This window comes from Cerasicoccus frondis (genome assembly GCA_031296915.1).
Lineage (GTDB): Bacteria > Verrucomicrobiota > Verrucomicrobiia > Opitutales > Cerasicoccaceae > Cerasicoccus > Cerasicoccus frondis.
This window is the reverse complement of sequence record JAVDPC010000006.1, coordinates 205,358-225,158: the sequence shown is the minus strand read 5'-3', so window position 1 is coordinate 225,158 and position 19,801 is coordinate 205,358. Positions and strand designations below refer to the sequence as shown.

Genomic DNA, 19,801 nt, shown 5'->3' with positions numbered 1-19,801 from the left:
TCAGCGGGTAGAGTGAGGGTTGTAGTTAAAGCGACGTTTTAGGCTCAAAAGAGGTTTCTCAAAACAGTACCATGAAAGCGAAGCAGTGATTACCGTCAGGACAGTCCATACGATGGCAAAGATATAGACATTGCTGAGCAAAGGAGGGTGACCCAGCATCGAAATGATTTTGTAAAGCGGGTAGAGGGTCAGAAATTGATAAAGGTATATGCCGTAACTTATTTTGCCAATATAGCGGAGAAATGAGTTATTCAGCACGCGATCCGCGAAGGTATTGTAATTGAGAGTGGCATAGTGGACCGCCGCCATGCCTGAGAGAGAAGTGCCGAGCAAGCCAACCCATAAATGTTCTGGGCTATAGTTGGGCAGGAAGCGGGTCCACGCATAGAGGAAAATGCCAGCGAGCATCACCCATCCATAATTGCGACGCCACCAAGCAAATAGTCGCGGTGCATGCCCATGATGCATTAAGGCTAGCAAGGCTCCGCCCGCTAATGAATCCAGAGCGCTGGTGGGCAGATTTCGCACGGCAACGTAAGAAAAGCCCGTGAGGTCAAGGAGCATGCGTGAGATTGGGGCGAAGATAATCGCAAGAATGGTGAATCCAACCAGCTTGGATCTCGGCAAAAAAATGATGACCCACGGCCAGATCAAGTAGAATTGCTCTTCTATGCAAAGCGTCCAAAAATGTCCCAGGTAGAGATACGATCCCGGATTGACCGCTTGGAAAATGTTTAAGTAGTAGAGAAATGAGGCCGTTAGCGTGCCTGGTTCGAATTTCAAGCCAGCGAGTAAGTATAGACCTAGGAGCAAGTAGTAGGGAGGAATGATCCGGAGGAAACGGCGTGCATAGAATGCCTTCAATACGGTGGAATCTGAAGCTTTATCCCGCGCATCCAAGAGAATGCCCGTAATCAGGAATCCGCTGATTACAAAGAACAACTGAACGCCGAGAATTCCCCACGGCAGCAGTTGAATGCCGTGGTCTTTGGGCAAATAATGGGAGACGAGGACGCCCACAACCGCAATGGCGCGAAGGCCATCGATTTTGGGGAGGTGTTTCATCGGGCTGTCGGCGTCTTCGTGATCAATTTCATTACTTCTTCGAAGTGGTCCTCCCCTTCGATTTTATGAGTTTCATCTTCCCAGATTTGGATCAGTTCTGGGTTCGATTGGATCAGCTCGCGCAACTGCTTCAAGCGATTCAGAAGTTGTGGATTGAGTAAGTCCGCCATGCCAAGCTCTCGTATGAAATCGAGCACTCGATGATGCAGTCTTACACGACCGATCGTAACGCGCAGTCTACTAATACGTTCTTCAGGCGATAGATTTGGCATCGGCTGCGTCAAGTATTCGGGTCTGAGATGACCGACCCCACCTGGATGGCAAACCGCAAGGTCATGGAAGCGTATATCTGCCTTATAGCCGCGAAGCTGCGCCTCCCAAGATGCATAAAAAAGCGTGTCGAAAAACGTAGCGTCTTGGATGTCTACACCAGGGTGGTCAATTTGCAGGCGCTCAAAAAGACTTTTATCGCGATTACTGAATTGCTGGTTGATTTGAATGTGCTTGGCCGGATTGATAATGAACAATTCCGTGCCAAGCGGATACAATGACTGGCCTTGATAGCGGATTTCATTGTTGTTTCGCCAAACCCATCCACCTCCATAAGTTTGCGAATCCAAGCTCATCTGCTCTGGGGCATAGAAGCGTTGGTCAGCTAGAAATAAATCAGAATCGAGCACAACGATGGCGTTGGCTTCGGCATTATCAGTGCAGACTTGATTAATCCATTCCTGATGATAAAGCCCGAGTCGAAGACGCCCGAGCCACAACTTGGCGGATGATCGTAAAGGAGGAATGCGCCTCGCAATTTTAGCAATGAATTTTCGCGCCTTCGGGCTTGTCCATTGGTAGAAATGCTCACCACCGAGTCCTTTTTGTTCATCAATTAAAATCGTATTATGCTCGAAGTTAACATAGGGTTGATTGCTGAAAGCCTGTTCCAATTGGCGGCCTTCAGCTCGCTTAACTCCGAAAAAGTGGATTCGAATATCAAGCTGATCTCGTAATTCTTCCGGGCATGAGAGCCATGCGCTTCGAGCGGCGATCCAAGCATAGGGCGTCACTTGCAGGCCGGCGCACATGATGTGTATACTTGGTAGTTTCACGGTAGGTATTTTTTATTAATCTGGGCTTCGAGATCCGGGAAACGATCAAACTGATGGATGATGGGAATCAAGCGTCCCTGCTCGTCACGAATTTCATTGGCTCCGTCGAGTTCCCATTTTATTCCATCGGCGCCGCTTAAAGTAAGGAAGGGTCCTGCTCCGTTGTGGCGCGGGGTTACGTGCTTTAGCCGATTCGTGTAGAGCAAGAAGTTGTGCACACCTTGATCGACTCCAAGACCGTTCCAGAGTCGCGCATTTGCTTGGCTCATCGCACTGGTCATGGTCACTAAGTACTCATACATTGCTGAGGCGTCGCCAATGGTCGTGCCGGAGCAGGATATCGCCGATTCCGCTACTTGCGCCAAAGCCTCATCACCAAAGGCGGCCCGTATCCAATCGCTGTTTAGCTGACTGGAGCGAATCGTTGGTGAGGCAGGTTCCATGGCGATCAGAAGCTCGTTTGAATTAACCCATGAAAATGGATCATCCTGCAAGATTACGTCACGTATGTCGCAGTGAAGGATTTTTCCATAGCGGTCGCGACAATTCCGAAGGTAGTCGAGATAGCGAAAATACCGGAAGCAGTGTGGCGCCAAGAAGAGCTGAGCGAAGCGATTACGCAGAGGCCATGTGAGGCAATCTGGTAGTTTCGAGAAGAGGGATTGGTAATGACGCACACGCTTCCATAGCGAAATTCGACGATGATCCCATTTTGATGGCCACTGCTCCAGGCTCGGAGCCGAGGGGAGTATTCTAACCTTCAGCTTGGTCGGGATTTCCCGTTTAAACTTTACACTGCTGGATGTGTCCAAAAAGAGCACGAGCTCACCACTGAATTGGCATTGCTCAAGGCTTTGAACGAAGCGCTTGGTCGCAGTGATATTCATGCCATGCGCCAGGCAAAATATGGCGTTTGTTTTACTCATGTCTGGCACAGTTTATACAACGAATTTTCAGTTTTATCGACCATGGCGTCGATGTTGAATTGTAAGACGTCGCGCTTTGCTTGCTGCGCAAACTGTTTCATGTCCTGCGGGTTATTGAGCGCCCAGCGAACCGTTTCCATCAGGTCACACGGATCTTCAGGGCGGAATAAACGGCAATTTTCGTGATCTTGGCACAGGTCAACAACGCCTGGCGCCCGAGAGGCTACAATTGGCAACTCTGCGTACATTGCTTCGACCAGCGTCAACGGAAAGCCTTCGCAGCGGGTAGGAAAAAGCAAAAGGTCAGATGCTTTCAGAGCAGTTGCCGCGCTGTCTTGCCAACCGGTGATGATGAAGCGTTGCTGTAAATTGTAGGTTTTAATTTGCTCCTCCAACGCCGCCCTTTGCGGCCCATCGCCAAGCCAAACGAAGTAAACTTCAGGATATTCCTTGGTAATGTGATAAGCGCCTGGTGCGATTATGTCAGCGCCTTTTTGATCCGAGATGCGACCAATGCAAAGAACTATTTTCGCATGACTGGGTAAGCCATATTGCGCCTTAAGTGCCGCAGCTTGGTCGTGCTTCTGGCTCTGTATTGTTCGAATGCTCGGCGATGCATTTTCAATTACTTCAATGGTGTTCTGGGCAACGCCTAAGGCTTTTGATAGAATGGCTGCATTACTGTTGCTGACTGTGGCTAAACGCAAACCACGTTGCAGACACCACTGGTACAGCGGTTTGGTGTTACTCCCAAAATGAACATCAGGATGAACGAGTTGGTGCAATAAAAGGGTAGGGCGTTTCAGGATGCCTACAGCCAGCAGCAAATCGAGCGAAATACGCGGCCACGGCGTAGTGATGTGAATGACATCGGCAGGGTGCTGACGCAAAAACCGTATCCACTTTAGTGTACATGCAGCGAGGAGCAGACGGCGATGGAGTGGTGGGTTGGGAGTGCATGGCCATCGGTGGCAAGTTATCCCCAATTCTTTGATGTCTCTTTCAAGATGGTGATTACTTTTGGTGATGGGGGCGACAGCTTGCACTTGGTGCCCTCGGCTAATCAACTGCTCAATGGTCAGCAGTGACATTTTCTCTGCTCCGCCGTACGCTACGGATGGTATCGCTGCAAGTATCGACAGTGACTTCTTGGGCTGACTGTTTTCGGTTTCGACCAAGGTTGAACTATCCTTATTCTGATGCAGCGTATCCACTTAATCCGCGCGTGATATTTGCCATTTTAAATCAGGACGAACGCTACCGACCATGATGCCTCGGAAATCAATTGGGCGAAGCTTTGGGTCTTCGATGGCGGTGAATTCTTTTGTATGAATGCAGTGGTCTACAATTTTTCCGCCCGGACTTAGCAGGTAAGCCGCGATGCTGTATTCCGTTGCATTGAGGAAGTTCGCGGGAATCTCGCATTCGGCGACGTAGCTCGTCGGCTCGTCCTCTGTCGCTTGCGGACTCACGCATGCAAGCTTTGATATTGATGAAAACACCACTTCCTGACTTGCTGTCCGCAGTTGTATGTTGGGGTGGCAGTCGGGTTTGTTTCCAGGCAGCTCAAAACGCATGCGAATGGTCAGTCCGCTATGAATTTCCGGCTGTGTGGTTAGCTTTTCATCCTGAAGAATTTCAACTTCCAGTGATGATTGAAGTGGAGAGCCTTTGCCGTTTTCGTCATCCCGTTTTTTCCAGAGCATTTTATATTGCTCCAGTGCGTTGCGAGGCGTTCCAGAATAAATCAGCTTTCCCTGTTCCAGTAGAATGCAGCGATGACAGAGCATCTCGATGGAAATCGGGTTGTGGCTGACAAAGAGAATGGTGCGTCCGCTATTGCGAATTTCATTCATCTTATTCATGCACTTTTCCTGGAAGTTGATATCGCCAACGGCGAGGACCTCATCAATGATTAATATATCTGAGTCCAGGTGTGCCGCCACAGCAAAACCAAGCCGAATCGCCATGCCGGATGAGTAACGCTTAATCGGTGAATCTATGAATTTCTCGATGCCAGAAAACCCAACGATGTCGTCGAATTTACGTTTCGTTTCTTCGCGACTCATCCCCAGCACGGCGCCACTCAGGTAAATGTTGTCTCGGCCAGTCAGCTCCGGATGAAATCCAGTGCCAACTTCGAGGAGCGAGGCGACACGGCCGCGAAGGCGCGCCTGTCCACTGGTCGGCTCTGTGATGCGTGAAAGTATTTTAAGCAGTGTCGATTTACCCGCGCCGTTGCGCCCGATAACACCGAGTATTTCGCCTGGCGTAACGTCAAAGCTGATATCGTTCAACGCATAGAAGTCGTTGGACTTTTCAGTCTCAGCCTTGCCTGTTAGTTTATGCCAGGTAGCGGTGATTTCATCGCGCAGAGAGCTGGCGCCAATACTTCCCAAGCGGTAGCGTTTGGATAAGTTGTTAACCTCTATTATTGGCTGGTCCATGGGCTTACACTGTGTCGATGAAGGTGCGTTGAACGCGCTGGAAGCTGATTAAGGCAACGAATAAAATAACTATACTCACGACCATGGAGTATCCAAGCGCGAGGATTGGGAGCTCTCCTGCGTCGAGAAACATCCACTTTGTTGCGGTAATTGGCGCCGCCATGGGGTTGAGCCATACGAGCCAGCGCCAGCTCTCGCTCACTTGCGATACGGGGTAAATGACAGGCGTTATGTACAAGCCAAGTTGGATGAAGAATCCAAGTGCGTGCTTTAGGTCACGGTATTTGGCGGTGAGTGTTGAGCATACCAAACTGACTCCCAAACTGAGCGCCAGGACCAGGACAATTAGCAAAGGAATCCAGCACAAGCGCAAGGGATGAAGATGCTCTCCGTCTCCACTGAAGATAAACCACAAGTAGAAACCCGTGAAAATTCCGAACTGTATGGCGAACGGTATGAGCTGAGATAAAACCGTGGCTAGCGAAGGGATGATTCGTGGAAAATATACTTTGGTGAATAACGGGGCGTTGCTTTGTAGAGAATTGCCTGCGGAGCTTACGGATCCAGAAAATAGCTGCCAAAATAGCATGCCAGTCAGGTAAAACAGAAAAGGGGGGGCGCCATCGGTCGATACCTTTGCTATTTTGCCAAAGACCACAGTGAAAACGACCGAAGTCATGACCGGCTGAACAATTGCCCAAAGCGGTCCAAGAATGGTTTGCTTATAGCGAGCGACAAAATCTCTCCTTATCAGCAAAAACAATAGGTCCCGATAAGTCAGGAGCTCCTTCCACCCGATGATCGCAAAATCATTGGATGGTTTGATAATGGTTTCTGTGTGATCTTTCATTTCGCGACGGTTCGCTTGGGTGCTGGCGCTGGGGCTATATTTTGAGCGGACAGGACCAGTCCGCCGCTTAGGATTGCGAAGCCCAAAGTGGTTTGCTGGCCCCACTGTCCGTTGAGCATCAAAAACAGACACGAGGCAAATAACAGCCAGGGGAGCAGGTTACCCGTGTTCAGTGACCAAAAGGAACGAAGGGCAAGTAGAGCCGTGAGGCAGGTTCTGAGGAGAATGTAGCCAATGCCAAAGATGGGGCCCAGCTCCACCAGGATACGCTCCCATTCACTCTCACCAGCAAGGAACTGTCGGTCGCCTGATAAAAACTTTGCGCCAACATTTGTTCCGAGACCGATCCCTTCGCCGATTAGGTTGTCGTAGCGATAAGACAGGAAGGGCGAAAATAAGTTGTTTAACGTTCGGTCAACGACGGCTTCTTTTGCGGAGCCATCTTCACCACCTTTAGCCAATTCCCATCGCGCCATAAAGGTCTCCATGCCGTCAGAAAAATAGGTGAATTGAGAGGCGATCGCGAAAAATACCAACAGTGAAAATAAGACCTTAATCGAGTTGTGCAACTTGCGGCCATTGATCAATAGGCCCAATACGCCAAAGACAAACACCATGACGATGGAGAGGGCGAGCAGTCGGCTGATGGATCCGTAAATAGCCATCATAAAGGCGGCCCCGGTAGGAATTAGAAACCATTGGGGCAGCGACCTGCGGTTAATGTACTCAGCCATGAAAAAGGCGAAGGCCAGCGTATAATACTGCGCCACTCCAGAGATGAAGCTAAACGTGCCCGGTGGCCGGTAACGACCAAGCGCCCCTGAGAATCCTGCGCCTTCAACGCCGCCCACACTGCGATTAACCCATGCACTTTGTGGCGCGTAGAATTGAAGGCTGATGAGGACGGTCATTGGAATGACTAGGTATAACAACCAATGTCCAATCTGAACGGTGTCATCATAATCTAAAATTTTCGGTATGACAAAGATTAAGGGTATTGCATAAAAATTGGTGATTACGCCATAAATCGCTGTTGCCATGCTACCATGGCCAGCCAGCGCTAATGGGAGAGTAATCAAAGTCATGACGCCTGCCGTTGCGACAAAGCCATTCGTGACGAATGCTCGGGCTGGAATGGCCAGCAGGTAGATGAGTGTAATGACGGGTATGCGCGAGACTAACAGCACGTCTGACAAAGATGGGAGGAGCCATTTGCGAAAGGCACCATCAAATATTAATAGAAAGACATAGAGCCAGATCAGGTATTTTATCTGCGTTCTGAGTGACCGGTTTGTCTGCCTGGAAGGAAGCTCAGTTGCTTTAGGCTCGTGGTCCGTAGCAATCTGCAATTTATGCGCCTTGGCGTGTTGCCTGTTTTTAATCAGGGACATCTCAGGCTCTTAGTTCGGGCGGTTGGTCACCATATTTTCGCACGAGTCTCCAAAGTCTCCTTGCCCTCCAATAGCGGCCGAAGTAACGGCGTGGTTTGTAGATAATGCGCAGCAGCCAACCGAGAAACAAGCGGTCGCCCCAGCGGGGGATGTTGGCTTGCTCTCCGGTCTTAAATGCGATGGCGGCGCCCGTGCAGATAATAGAGGGGCGGTAGTTCAATGCTGTCATGAGCCAATGGCCGAGCACTTCTTGTTTGCTGCCAGCCACGTTGATCATGATCAATGCGGGGCGCAGCGTCTCAACTTTGTTTCGCAAAGCTTCATCCTGAATTTCGCCTACTGCATACTGCGGGGCTATGTAAAAGTCTTCTTCGGTTAATGCCAGACCGCACCTGCTTAAGAATTCGCGGGTGCGTTGGGCCGAATCCTGAGTGGGCATGACCCAGAGCTGAGGCATGTCGGCGAGTGTATTCTGCCTGGCGAGGATGGTTTCCAGCAACCGCAGCCCGGAAAGTCGGCTTAGTTTTTTGCCGTGAAAGAATCGCCAGCAAAGCACGAGAAATCCACTGTCGAGTATGGCGAGGTCTGCGGCTTGTACAGCTCGCCAGTAGGCTGGCATGCTGTCCATGTCGGCAAGGTTGGGGCCGGATGGGGCTACGGTTAAGCCGCCGCGCAAAGCCTGTTCAGCCGCTTCTTCGGGCGAACCTTGAAAGAAATTAATGCCGAGTACGCGCGTCATATTGCAGAACAAGGCCAGAGTCGGGCAAGCTGCCGCCCTTGGCAAGATGCGCTTGAACGCAAAGCCAATCGGTGCATTGCGGGACTGTTTGGTTTGCCCATGCGGGCGGGCGCCGGTTGCGGCGTAAATGTTATTGGTCGGTAAAAGGGTTTTCGAAAATGCGTTCGATCTCTTCCAATGGCAGAGATACTTCTTGCTCGCGGCCTAGGATTTCGAGCAGCACCTTGACGCGTTCTGCGGAGGGGAGCAGCCCGACGACCTCAGCTTCGGTACCAGAGAAAATACCCTGAATCAGGCGAACGCGTTCTCCGGGCATCAGCGGCTTCGGTGTTAATTCAAAGACCCCTTCGGGCGCTAGCAGGTGGATTTCGTCGATTATCTCATCAGGGAGCGACACCAAATTGTCTCCACGCTTGATGATGTAAGCCACCCCTTGCGTGTATTGAACGGCGCGAGTCGAGTTCACCGGAGCAAACCGGCAAAACAGGTAGCCGGGGAATATGGCTTCGCTGGTCATGCGCTTGCCCTTGGTGGTTTGTTTGGGGTAGCGGGCCAGCGGTAGGAAAGGCTGCACCCATGGCAAGGTTTGCAATGTTTTCAGGGCCTGTCGCTCACGCTTGGGCTGGGTCTTCACGCAAAACCAAAAGGGCGTTTCGCAACTGGGAGGAATTAACGGCATTACTAGAAATTTATAAACTTGGCGAGGGCCGGCGTGACGCTGCCAGCAATGCTGTGAAGTCGGCGCAGCTTGTCAATCCGGGCGCGGTAATGAGCCGCATGACCTTCGGGCGCCTCGTGTACCAACTTTTCCATATGGTTGATGGCTTCCTGGCCGACTTCGATATGCGGGCGCACCTGGTCTTCGATGAAATTGGAGATCAATTTACGGAATTCTGTTTCGGGCAGGTAGTGATCTTTCCGTTGTCCCGGAATAAAGGTGACGCGGATTGCTTTCAACGACCGTAGCTGGCGCAAGCCTTGGCTGGCTGAGCCCAGGCTGATGCCGAGCTTGGACGTGATTTCCTCCATGGACACTGGGTGAGGGGAGATGTAAATCAGCCCGTAAATTTGCCCGATCGACTTTGGCAACCCAAGCACCTGCACCAAGCGAACGAACAATGAGACCGTCTCAGCCTCCAGCTCGGTCAGTGTGCTAACTGTCGGATTATCACTCATTTAACGCTTAATATTGGAGTTCGATGCTTTTGGTTTCAAGTTTTTTTGAAATAAATGATGGTCGGGTCTTGGCTGTATTATCGTTGGTTTGGGCGCTGTCGTTGGCATGCAGATTCGGAGCGGTGCGCTGATCAGTGAGACTGACAAATGCTAGCTAAGTTTGATCACCGCGATGCTGTTTCTGAGCATGGTCGGCCGACTATTTATGATCTTGTTTAACTGATTAACCAGAGACGCATCGCTCCGAGATAGTTGCTGAGGCTTAGATAAGGTCACGTGCTTCAACCCCTCCTTAGCTAATGTTATCTCCTAAGTTTCTGATCATTTCGCTCCTTTCTGTCTGTCTTGTGGGTTACTTGCTGTTTGCCGGTAACCAGCGAGAGGTGGAGCGTGCGGATGGGCGCATCGAGATTGAGTACTGGGAGAAGTGGACCGGCTTCGAGCGCGATGCGATGGCGAAACTCGTTAACGAGTATAATGCCTCGCAGGACGAAGTCTTCGTAAAGTTCCTCTCGGTCAGCAATATCGACCGCAAGCTGATGTTGGCCACCGCGGGTGGCAATCCGCCGGACCTTGCCGGCTTGTGGACGGCGAATCTACCCGTGTTTGCATCCAACGGCGCCTTGATGCCGCTCGATAATATGTTGGCCGGGTCTTCACTGAATGCCGATGATTACCTGCCCTCGATTTGGCAACAGGTCGTTGTGTATGATCGCGTGTGGGGGCTGCCGACAACGCCGGGAACGATTGCCCTGCACTGGAATAAACGTCTTTTCCGCGAAGTTGGCTTGGACCCCGAGCGCCCGCCGCGCACCATGGCAGAACTGGAGGCTTATAATGATCAGTTGACGCGCTACAGCGACGCCGGGCGCATTCAAGTGATGGGGCACATGCCGATTGAGCCGGGGTGGTGGAGCGCCAATTGGAGCATCTGGTTTGGCGGCGATATCTGGAATGGCGAAGATGAAGTGACCGCCGATAGCGAGGCGAACATGGCTGCGCTGGAATGGATCGAGAGCTATCCGGAGCGTTATGGCTCGGAATCGCTGATGGCGTTTCGTCAACTGAGCGGTGTCTTTGCCTCGCCGGAAAATCCATTCTTTCGCGAGCGCATTGCGATGGTGTTGCAGGGGCCTTGGATGTTTAACTTCATTAATAATTTTGCCCCGGATGATTTCGAATGGGGCGTGGCGCCGTTTCCCACTTGGCGAGAGGAAGACTATGGCGCAAGCCTGGTGGAGAGTGATTGCCTGGTAATCCCGCAAGGCGCGGCGCATCCTGCGGAAGCTTTTGCGTTCATGCAGTGGCTGCAGAAGCCGGAGCAGTTGGAGGCGCTGAGCTTGGCGCAGCTGAAGTTCAGCCCACTACGGGAAGTGAGTGACGAATTCTATGAGCGGCATCCAAATCCACACATCCATACTTATCGTGAGTTGGCGGAGAATGAGCACGCCCGCATGCGCCCGCAGATGGTGACCTTTAACGAATTCAGCAATGATATGGTCAACGCGATTGATGAAATCATGCGCGACGAAAAGACCGCAATGCAGGCCGCCGAGGAAGTGCAGCGGCGGCAGCAAGATCTCTTTGCGCGCAAACATGAAAGCTGGCTCAAGGTGCGCGAGGCGCGGCTAAAAGAATGGGATGCGCGATGACGAAAACTGAAAAGCGCAACATGATCGTCGGGCTGTGTTTTATCAGTCCCTGGATTGCCGGCTTCATCCTGCTGACGCTCTATCCGCTAGTCAGCTCGGCTTATCTGTCGCTTACCGATTACTCCGTGCTGGCTGAGCCGGTGTTCATCGGCTTCGACAACTATGAGCGATTAGCGGTGGACGAACTTTTCTGGAAGTCGATTTGGAACACCTTCTATTTCGCCGCATTATCGATCCCGATTAACCTCGTTTCGGCTTTGTTTCTCGCCGTGCTGTTGAATTTCGATCTGCCGGGGAAAAAGATTTTTCGGACCATTTATTTCCTGCCGTCGCTGGTGCCCATGGTGTGTTTAGGCGTGCTCTGGCAGTGGATGCTCAATGGCGAAATCGGTCTGATAAACCAAGCACTGGCCCCGGTGTGCGACGCGATTAACTATGTGTTGGGAACCTCGCTGCAACCACCCAATTGGCTCGTGAATCCGGCCTACGCGAAGCTGGGACTCGTGTTGGCGAGCATGTGGGGTGTGGGCAACGCCGTGGTGATATTCCTCGCCGGTTTGCAGGATGTGCCGCGCTCACTCTACGAGGCGGCGGAGCTGGATGGCTGCGGCTTTTGGCAGAAAACGTTCCATGTGACGCTGCCAATCATATCGCCGGTGATTTACTTTAACGGCATCATGTCGCTGATTGGTTCCTTTCAAGTATTCGCGGTGCCTTACGTGATGACCAATGGTGGTGAAGGCCCCGGGCGTTCGCTGCTGTTTGCTGCCACCTATGTCTTCAATAAAGGCTTTCAGGCCTGGAGCATGGGCTATGCATGCGCCGTCGCGCTAATCCTGTTTATCATCATTCTGGCGCTCACGTTGCTCGCGACGCACGTCTTCGAGCGCCATGTTCACTACGCCGCCAAATGACTTCTCAATCCGCTAGTTTGGTTCAGCGCATTTGCATTTACGTGATCTTGTTGATCGGGGCGTTCGTTTTTATTGCGCCGTTTGCCTGGATGGTTTCGACCTCGCTGAAGCCGCTGAACGAAACACTGAGTATGCCGCCGCGATGGTTGCCGTCGACGGTGCAGTGGGAGAACTACCCGCAGGCCATTGATGAGATGAAGATGTTTTGGCGCTACACGGCGAACACGACTTTTCTTTGTGTCATGACGGTAATCGGCACGGTACTGAGCAGCTCATTGGCCGCCTATGGTTTTTCGCGAATCGAATGGCGGGGTCGCGATAAAATATTCGTCCTCGTGTTGGCGACGATGATGATTCCGTTTCCGGTAATCATGGTGCCGCTCTACACGCTGTTTCGTGAGTTTGGTTGGATCGGCACCTACAAGCCCCTTTGGTTTCCGAGTTTTCTTGCAGGTGCGTTCAATGTGTTTTTGCTTCGTCAGTTTTTCCTGACCTTGCCCAAGGACTTGGAGGAGGCGGCGAAGATCGACGGCGCCAGCGAGCTGCAAGTGTTCTGGCTGGTGATTCTGCCACTGGCCAAGTCGGCCTTGATCGTCGTGGCGCTGTTTCAATTTATGGCGACCTGGAATGACTTTCTCGGGCCGCTGATCTACTTAACCGATCAAGCCGACTTCACGCTGGCCCTTGGGCTGCAAGCTTACCAGAGCAAGGGCGGCGGCACGGATTGGCATTACCTCATGGCGGCATCGACGCTGGTGGTGCTGCCGGTGGTAGTGCTGTTCTTCTTCACGCAGCGATACTTTGTGGAAGGCATCGCGACCACCGGCGGTAAGGGCTAAGGGCACTTCCTGCGGTTAACTGTTTAGCTCTGATTTACTCGACTTTTAACTAAAAATCATACAACATTGTCATTCAAAATGAATCGCGACACCCCCCCATACCCCAGAGCTGGATTCACCCTTGTTGAACTGTTGACGGTAATCTCCGTCATTGCGATACTGGGGGCGCTGATATTTGTGGCAGTCGGCAAGGCCATGGATCGTGCGAATACCACGAAGTCGGGCACCCAGATTCGCCAGATATGTTTGGCGGCTCAACTGTATGCTAATGACAACCAGGGGCATTTGCCGAAAGTGGCGGCGGACAACGTGGGGCTGGACGATCCTTCTGATTACTTTTTTGTCACGCGCAACGGCGTGGCGGAATTGGAGAACACCGTTCTGGCCCGCTATATGGAGAGCGCAGCCGCAGCGGAGCAAATTATCCTGGCGCCCAGCGATGACGGCTTGACGGAGGCTGGTGAGGCCGGGCGGAATTTTAGCTACTCTTTCAACTTCTTGATTAATAAAGGTGAGCTTGCGCCCGGAGCTTCTTCACCGAGCGGCTTTGAAAAGGCGCTGGGAACTGTACAGATGAATTACATCGAAAGCCCGGAGTCCAAGGCTTTAGTTTATGAAGAAGACACGCCCAATGATTCATTCTGCGTGTGGTTTATTGACCGGCCAACGACACGGTATAACGGGGAATCCCACATTGGCTTTGTCGATGCGCACGTGGAGCTATTGGCCAACGAGGATATCTACGGCAACGGCGACTTGGGTGACCTGGTGCCGCCGAATCGCCAGTATTGAGCGGATTTCGCGCGCGGCTATTGTTTACGAACACTGGGCCCCGGCGTCCATTCACTCATGATGGTCACGCACTTTGGGAATGGCGGGAGTTGCAGCTCATTGCGATTCAATTTGCCAATGAGCATGTCGACCGCGGCCTTGCCAACGTGTTCGTGATTTTGGTTCATGCCGGCCCAGTCTTTGAGAGATGGCTCGTGGTCCAGATGCACCAGTCCGATGTGATCCGGCGCGCTGACATTGATGGATTCTAGCCAGCCTTTTATTTCAGGATGCAGTGTGATGATGACATCCGGTTGATGCTTCTGATACCATTTTAGAAACGGTTCTTGGCCCGCCTCATCATAGTCGTAGGGCGCAATCCAATTGCGCTTGGGCAACTGACGCTGCTCGACAAGAAAACCGCCACTCAGGCGCTGCTCAAGAATGCGGTCGACATACGGGTGGACGCACAAGGCTGGCTTGCTGTAGCCGAGCCTTCGGACTTGAATCATTGCTTGGCGAACGGTGTTGAATTGATCGTTGATCACGCACGAGAGCGAGGGTTGAAACGGCCGTTCGCCAAGCACAACCGCTGCATATCTCTGCCAGAGCAAATCGTATTTGGCATCGATGGTGTTGTCCTGAAAAGGTCCGGTGATGATGAGCCCCTCTATGCCGCGCGAATCGAGCACTTTCATTAAGCGCTCCGGGCGCAGTGGCTCCTTGGCCAATACAAAACGATCCACGCTGTAGCCTTGCTCAGTGGCGCGCTCAACGCTGGCATCGATCCAGCAGCGAACGGTGCGCTCCTCGACATCTTTCAAATGCTCGGCGGTATTCACCAGCGCCAGCGTGCTTTTGAAATTGGTGGTCTTGCTCGCCCGCACTTGGGCTATTAGCCGCGAGACAATGGGGTTGGGGCGGTAGCCTTCTTTGGCGGCAATGCCTTGCACCCGCTCGCGCACCTGGGAGCTGATCCGGGGGTCGTTTCTCAAGGCGAGGGAGACGGTGGCGGGCGACACGCCAGCGAGCTTTGCTACACTACGAATCGTTGGGGTCATGCCTTATATTTTGTTTGGAAGCACGCCAAAATGTCAACCGCAAGTTAACTGTTTAAGGGCTCACGTTTTGATTTAACAGTTCATTTAGCGTGTTTTGGCGGAACTGAAAACCAGTCATTAACAACGCTTAACACACCCCTAAAATTCTGTGGAATCCCCTTCGTTCATCCCGCTTAGCCGCTCAAAGCAAAGCGCAAATTCTAAGGCGAATAATGATCGATACCAACAGGTCACGATCGTCTCCGAGGCAGCTGACGGTGCCCGTGTCTATGAGTTCGAGACCGACATCGACCTGCGCGATGATCTGCCGCCCGGGGGGCGTTTGGAAGTCGCTGAGCAGAGTGGCCAAGCACGTTGCCGTTCTGGCAACACGCTCTTCGATAGCCTGTATGCGCTAGCTATTGAGGAGGCACGTTTGAACGCCGTATCCAGTATCGAAGATGCGGACTATGCCCACGGTCAGCCGATAGAAACCAGTGTCTACAAAACGGGTGAAAAGTGGAATTATGTTTGGACGCGTGACTTGGCCTACGCCTTGCATTTGGGACTCGCTCCGCTGAATACAGATCGCGCATTGCGTTCGCTGAAGTTCAAAATTTCAGCACTCAAGGAAAGCGTTCGTGATGGTTTTAGTAGGCAGATTGTTCAGGATACTGGCTCTGGCGGAAGTTATCCGGTTTCGACGGATCGCGTGGTTTGGGCGCTCGGGGCCGATGAAGTGATGAAGCATCTGACGTCTTCTCAGCGAGCAGATTTCGTGGCAGAGGTTTACCCGTATTTGCGAGATACCATCGAGCAGGATCGCGTGTTGGTTTTCGATGCCGTTACCGGTCTGTATCGGGGCGAGCAGTCGTTTCTTGATTGGCGAGAACAGACGTATCCGCAGTGGACGGAGAACGATACCTTGGCGATTGCGATGTCCAAGGCGTTGTCCGTGAATGCGCTGAATGTATTCCTGCTGGAGCTCGCGGCAAACTTCGCAGACTCCCTGGGGCACACTGCCGAAAGCGAGCGCTATGGGTCCTGGGCGAAAGATTTACGCAAGGCTATTCAGCATCATTTCTATGACGCGGAGGCGGGTCTTTTTCGCACGTATTTGCTGTCGGAGTTCGGGGATGTAGACCTCTCGCTGCCGCGCTATGATTTGCTGGGAAACTGCTTGGCCATTCTGTTCGACATCGCAACTGAAGAACAGGCGCGCGACATTCTGAATCGCTACCCAACAGGACTGCACGGACCACCTGTCGTTTGGCCGCAGGAGCGCCAAACACCGATTTACCACAACCAAGGCATCTGGCCATTCGTGACTGCATACTGGATCAAGGCAGCGGTAAAGGTCGAGCATGCGCCGGTGGTTGACGCTGGCCTGCAATCGCTGATGAAGCTCTCCGCTGCAAACCTTTCCAATATGGAAAATTTCGACTTCGTCTCGGGCCAGGCGTTTATCAAGACCGACACGCAAGAGGGACCGACGATTAATTCCCGCCGGCAGCTGTGGTCCGTTGCGGGTTACATTTCTTTAGTTCAGAATGTGCTGTTTGGGCTGCATGCGATGGATTTTGGCATGCGTGTCGAACCGTTTGTTACACGGTGGATGAGAGTTAACTTATTCGCCGATGTGAAGTGCCTACGCCTGCTGAATTTCTCGTTTTTAAACGCGACTCATTCGGTCACATTGCATTTGCCAGAAATCGATTGCTTTTTGTCGGAAACGGCGACCGTTAAGCGTGTCTTGCTGAATGGTGACGAAGTATCCGGGCAAGTCGTGAGCCAAGATGCGCTTCAGCCCCGCAATGAATGGGACGTGTATTTGGAAGCAGCTGAGTCAACGCAAACATGCAGTGCTTTGCCGCTCGTTGACGTGCAATGTAAGGAGGCTATCTACGCGCCAAAACCGCCGGAGTGGGATGAGGAATCGGGTGGCGTGAGCTTGCAAGGCGGGCTTTTACAACTGTCTTTTCTGCATCCCGATTCCGATTCGGTCTTGGTCGATATTTACCGAAACGGTGCGCTTCACGCGACGGTTAAGGATGCGAATGCTTGGCTCGACTTGCGGTCCGGAAACTACCCGCATCAACGCTACGTCTATCACTTGGTTGCGCGCTGTCGGCAGCATGGTTTGACCTCGCACCCGACGCGTGGCCAACAGTGCCAGGAGCCATGGCAAGTGCAGTCTATCCCCGCCGATGAGATGTCATGCGTTGGTGGGCACTTGGTTGATGGTCACTTTGAAAATTGGGGGTTGAGTTCCCATGAGCTTGTCGCACGCGATGTCACTGTTTGCCAGTCCGGGAGATATGCGGTTCAAGTGAATTACGCCAACGGTTCCGGGCCGATCAACACCGGCATTACCTGCGCGGTCAAGCGGGGAGAAGTTCTCTCTGACCTGAACGTATGCTGCGGAGCAGGCTACTTCATCATGCCGCAAACGAGTGACTGGAAGCGGTTCCTGCTTTCAAACCGAATCGTCGCATCGCTTGAGGCAGGGAGACGATATGCGATTCGTATCAGTGAGGATGCCTACTGTCGTAATATGAGTTATCTCGCCAGTAATGCGGCCTATACCGCCCGGGCTGGTGGTGGTGGCGATCGCTACAATTTCGTGAACATCGCCGAGCTGCGCCTTGGCTATATTGCCTCTTTATAAATTGATTTTGCCCTAAGCACATGTTACTAGCATTTATTGTTCGTTGCCCTCTCATGTTAACCCGTCTCGTCCTAAACACCGTGTTCCTGCTGGCTACCTGCATATCTGCAAGTGGCGAGGATTTATCGGTTGTTAATCCGGATCTTGATAAAGCACTCGAGCAAGCCGGGCCGCCGCTGTATGAGGAGTCAGGCGTGCTCTTTCGCTTCGAGCCGGCCGCTGACCTTGAGGTGAAAAATATTTACCTCGCTGGCTCATTCAATAACTGGGCAAACAACGATAACGGAGTCGTGAATAACCCACGCTTTGCGATGCAAAGTCACCCATCGGGCGTTTGGTATGCTTTCATTGATCGTCCGGAACCAAACTTCCAATACCGCTACGTGGTCGAGACAACCAATGGACAAATGCTTTGGGCAAATGACCCGCATGTTGAGGAGCGGGCAGGGGACAACTCTGCGTTGCTTCTAAGTGAGTTGAAGCCGATGAAGAGCAATCAAGCATTGGTGCAAACAGTGAACGAGGCGTCCTTGTCGCTGGCACTGGAGCGGGCGTGGGTCGAGCCATCGGTCAGCAATCGTTTATACGTCGATGTCGATTCAGCAGAGCCTGGCTTGGAACTCGCGTTTCAGATTTCGACGCCACTTGGTCGCTCACTTTTTAGCGATAGCCGTAGCGCTCGGCACGGACGCAATGTGATTAATCTTCCCGAAGTTTCCTGGACCGGCGGTTATGTGGTGAACGTTGAGTTGAAACGTTCAGGTGAAGTGCTTGCTACAGATACGATCATTTTATCGGTTACGGATAGTCCTGCCGATGACCTGCGTTATGGCTTCTTTGCCACGTATCCTGAGGGGCAGCAAGACTATGCTGCGAAAGCCGCGATGCTGGCTGATCTCTATGTAAACGCCGTTGAATTCTATGACTATTTTCCGGCGCACGGCGACTATGCTCCGAGCGAGGCGCGCTATAGCTTTGAGCCATTTGGCGTGGCGATCAATGGGTTGGATGTGAAGGCGAAGATCGAGGCTTGTCAGGAGCGCGGCATTCTCGCGCTGGCTTACATATCGGCCTATGCTGCTTCAAAAAGCGTGTACGACCAGATCACTGATCCTATGACCGACATTGAAGGTAAGCCCAAAGTATTTAATGGCGAGATCATGACCGAGGCGGAGGCAGAAAACCGTGGAAAGCCCAAGTGGTTTTGGCTCATGAATGTTTCGGAAGGTTCTCAGTGGCGCTCCTACATTATGGAGGAGCTGCGGCAAACGCTGGAAGATAATCCGGGCGATCTAGTCGCCTTTGATGGCTTTGAAATCGATACCTATGGCGATCCGGCTGATGCGCGTTTCTACGCCGATGGCAGCCCGCATGACGGGGCCTCGCTGGCCGAGGTACTGCAGGGCTTTGTCGCGGACGTTGCCACGATGACACACTCAGTGAAACCACATGGATTGGTGTCGTTCAACAGCGTGAATGAGTTTGGCGTGCAGAATATGTATGAGGTGACGGATTTTCTTTTTCTGGAGATCTGGCGCTGGCAGGCCAAGCGCTTGAGCGATCTCGTGGACATCTGCTATTTTCACCATGGCGCGAGTGGGCAGCGCGTCATTCTGAAGCTCTATCCGGCGGACATGGAGCCCGCGCATTCATCTTGGCCGAAGTGGACTTTGGCGCGCGTCCTTGGCGCTACGATGACGGGTGGTGGATCGCTCATGGTTGCAGGCGAGCCGGATGAAGCGGCTGACGAAATGCACGCCCTGAACTCTCTTTACTACCCCGACCACCAAGTGCTTCCCGAGGATCATGCCGAGCTGCTCAAGCGCTACTATGCGCACGACGCCATGCTCTACGAATACACGCACGGAGGCAATGTCTCCAATCTTGATCTGCGCGTTGCGCTAGCCGACGGCATCACCCGCAGCTTCCATGCGCCGGATCGCAATGCCATTTGTGTGCAGTTGCTCAACTTTAGCGGTCAGCCGGAGTGGGACGATGCACCGGCTACGGTCGGGCTGCGTCGGGATGTTGTCGTTAACGTTCCGTTACCGGAAAGCATATCGCCAAAGGCGGTATTTTTCGCCAGTCCGGATCGCCAGGAGTATGAGTTGCCTCAGCCAATAAACTTCGAGCTCAAGGATCAGGTCATCACGGTCACGGTGCCCGAACTGGTGGTTCACGGCACAATCATCATTAACTACAGCGAATGAGCGTTAA

The 19,801-nt window shown here is 52.5% G+C and carries 17 protein-coding genes; 6 read left to right on the top strand and 11 right to left on the bottom strand.

All coding sequences use genetic code 11. The annotated features are described in order from the left end of the window. The 10 genes from RBB63_RS07280 to RBB63_RS07235 form a co-directional block, all read right to left on the bottom strand. Positions 1 to 1,065 carry an acyltransferase family protein gene (locus RBB63_RS07280; protein WP_309382611.1) on the bottom strand — a complete coding sequence of 355 codons (1,065 nt, stop codon included), beginning with the start codon at positions 1,063 to 1,065 and terminating at the stop codon, positions 1 to 3. Further along, entirely contained in the window at positions 1,062 to 2,147 is a 1,086-nt protein-coding gene (locus tag RBB63_RS07275; RefSeq protein ID WP_309382609.1) for a hypothetical protein, read from the bottom strand. Before RBB63_RS07275 ends, RBB63_RS07280 begins: the two co-directional genes overlap by 4 nt. Before the next feature lie 20 nt (positions 2,148 to 2,167). After that, positions 2,168 to 3,097, bottom strand: coding sequence for a hypothetical protein (locus RBB63_RS07270; protein WP_309382608.1), 930 nt, complete (start codon positions 3,095 to 3,097; stop codon positions 2,168 to 2,170). Next, positions 3,094 to 4,275, bottom strand: a complete 1,182-nt coding sequence (locus tag RBB63_RS07265) for a glycosyltransferase family 4 protein (protein WP_309382606.1) — start codon at positions 4,273 to 4,275, stop codon at positions 3,094 to 3,096. Before RBB63_RS07265 ends, RBB63_RS07270 begins: the two co-directional genes overlap by 4 nt. Before the next feature lie 36 nt (positions 4,276 to 4,311). Then, the gene (locus tag RBB63_RS07260) at positions 4,312 to 5,544 is read right to left on the bottom strand and encodes an ABC transporter ATP-binding protein (RefSeq protein WP_309382604.1); all 1,233 of its coding nucleotides are present in this window, start codon (positions 5,542 to 5,544) and stop codon (positions 4,312 to 4,314) included. Positions 5,545 to 5,548: 4 nt separating this feature from the next. After that, positions 5,549 to 6,394 carry an ABC transporter permease gene (locus RBB63_RS07255; protein ID WP_309382602.1) on the bottom strand — a complete coding sequence of 282 codons (846 nt, stop codon included), beginning with the start codon at positions 6,392 to 6,394 and terminating at the stop codon, positions 5,549 to 5,551. After that, positions 6,391 to 7,785, bottom strand: coding sequence for a hypothetical protein (locus tag RBB63_RS07250; protein ID WP_309382600.1), 1,395 nt, complete (start codon positions 7,783 to 7,785; stop codon positions 6,391 to 6,393). Before RBB63_RS07250 ends, RBB63_RS07255 begins: the two co-directional genes overlap by 4 nt. 1 nt (position 7,786) lies before the next feature. Beyond that, positions 7,787 to 8,524 (bottom strand): WecB/TagA/CpsF family glycosyltransferase, encoded by a 738-nt coding sequence (locus RBB63_RS07245; protein WP_309382598.1) that lies wholly within the window; start codon positions 8,522 to 8,524, stop codon positions 7,787 to 7,789. Between the two features lie 130 nt (positions 8,525 to 8,654). Further along, on the bottom strand, positions 8,655 to 9,203 hold the full coding sequence (nusG, locus tag RBB63_RS07240) for a transcription termination/antitermination protein NusG (protein ID WP_309382595.1): 549 nt from the start codon (positions 9,201 to 9,203) through the stop codon (positions 8,655 to 8,657). Between the two features lie 2 nt (positions 9,204 to 9,205). Further along, entirely contained in the window at positions 9,206 to 9,700 is a 495-nt protein-coding gene (locus RBB63_RS07235; RefSeq protein WP_309382593.1) for a GbsR/MarR family transcriptional regulator, read from the bottom strand. 299 nt (positions 9,701 to 9,999) lie between these two features. Between RBB63_RS07235 and RBB63_RS07230 the strand changes: the two genes are divergently transcribed. The 4 genes from RBB63_RS07230 (at position 10,000) to RBB63_RS07215 (ending at position 13,897) form a co-directional block, all read left to right on the top strand. After that, positions 10,000 to 11,352 (top strand): ABC transporter substrate-binding protein, encoded by a 1,353-nt coding sequence (locus tag RBB63_RS07230; RefSeq protein ID WP_309382592.1) that lies wholly within the window; start codon positions 10,000 to 10,002, stop codon positions 11,350 to 11,352. Then, a complete protein-coding gene (locus tag RBB63_RS07225) occupies positions 11,349 to 12,266 on the top strand; it encodes a carbohydrate ABC transporter permease (protein WP_309382590.1) in 918 nt (305 codons plus the stop codon). The genes RBB63_RS07230 and RBB63_RS07225 overlap by 4 nt, the downstream gene beginning before the upstream one ends. Then, the gene (locus RBB63_RS07220; protein WP_309382588.1) at positions 12,263 to 13,105 is read left to right on the top strand and encodes a carbohydrate ABC transporter permease; all 843 of its coding nucleotides are present in this window, start codon (positions 12,263 to 12,265) and stop codon (positions 13,103 to 13,105) included. Before RBB63_RS07225 ends, RBB63_RS07220 begins: the two co-directional genes overlap by 4 nt. Positions 13,106 to 13,183: 78 nt before the next feature. Then, positions 13,184 to 13,897 (top strand): type II secretion system protein, encoded by a 714-nt coding sequence (locus RBB63_RS07215; protein ID WP_309382586.1) that lies wholly within the window; start codon positions 13,184 to 13,186, stop codon positions 13,895 to 13,897. A 17-nt stretch (positions 13,898 to 13,914) separates the two neighbouring features. Here RBB63_RS07215 and RBB63_RS07210 read toward each other — a convergent pair whose 3' ends face one another. Beyond that, the gene (locus tag RBB63_RS07210) at positions 13,915 to 14,937 is read right to left on the bottom strand and encodes a LacI family DNA-binding transcriptional regulator (protein ID WP_309382583.1); all 1,023 of its coding nucleotides are present in this window, start codon (positions 14,935 to 14,937) and stop codon (positions 13,915 to 13,917) included. A gap of 148 nt (positions 14,938 to 15,085) precedes the next feature. On the opposite strand from RBB63_RS07210, the gene RBB63_RS07205 reads away from it, so the two are divergent. Together RBB63_RS07205 and RBB63_RS07200 are read left to right on the top strand one after the other, a co-directional pair. Continuing rightward, on the top strand, positions 15,086 to 17,584 hold the full coding sequence (locus tag RBB63_RS07205) for an amylo-alpha-1,6-glucosidase (RefSeq protein ID WP_309382582.1): 2,499 nt from the start codon (positions 15,086 to 15,088) through the stop codon (positions 17,582 to 17,584). A 53-nt stretch (positions 17,585 to 17,637) separates the two neighbouring features. Next, complete coding sequence (locus RBB63_RS07200) at positions 17,638 to 19,794, top strand: glycoside hydrolase family 66 protein (RefSeq protein ID WP_309382580.1); 2,157 nt, start codon at positions 17,638 to 17,640, stop codon at positions 19,792 to 19,794. Positions 19,795 to 19,801 lie beyond the last annotated feature (7 nt).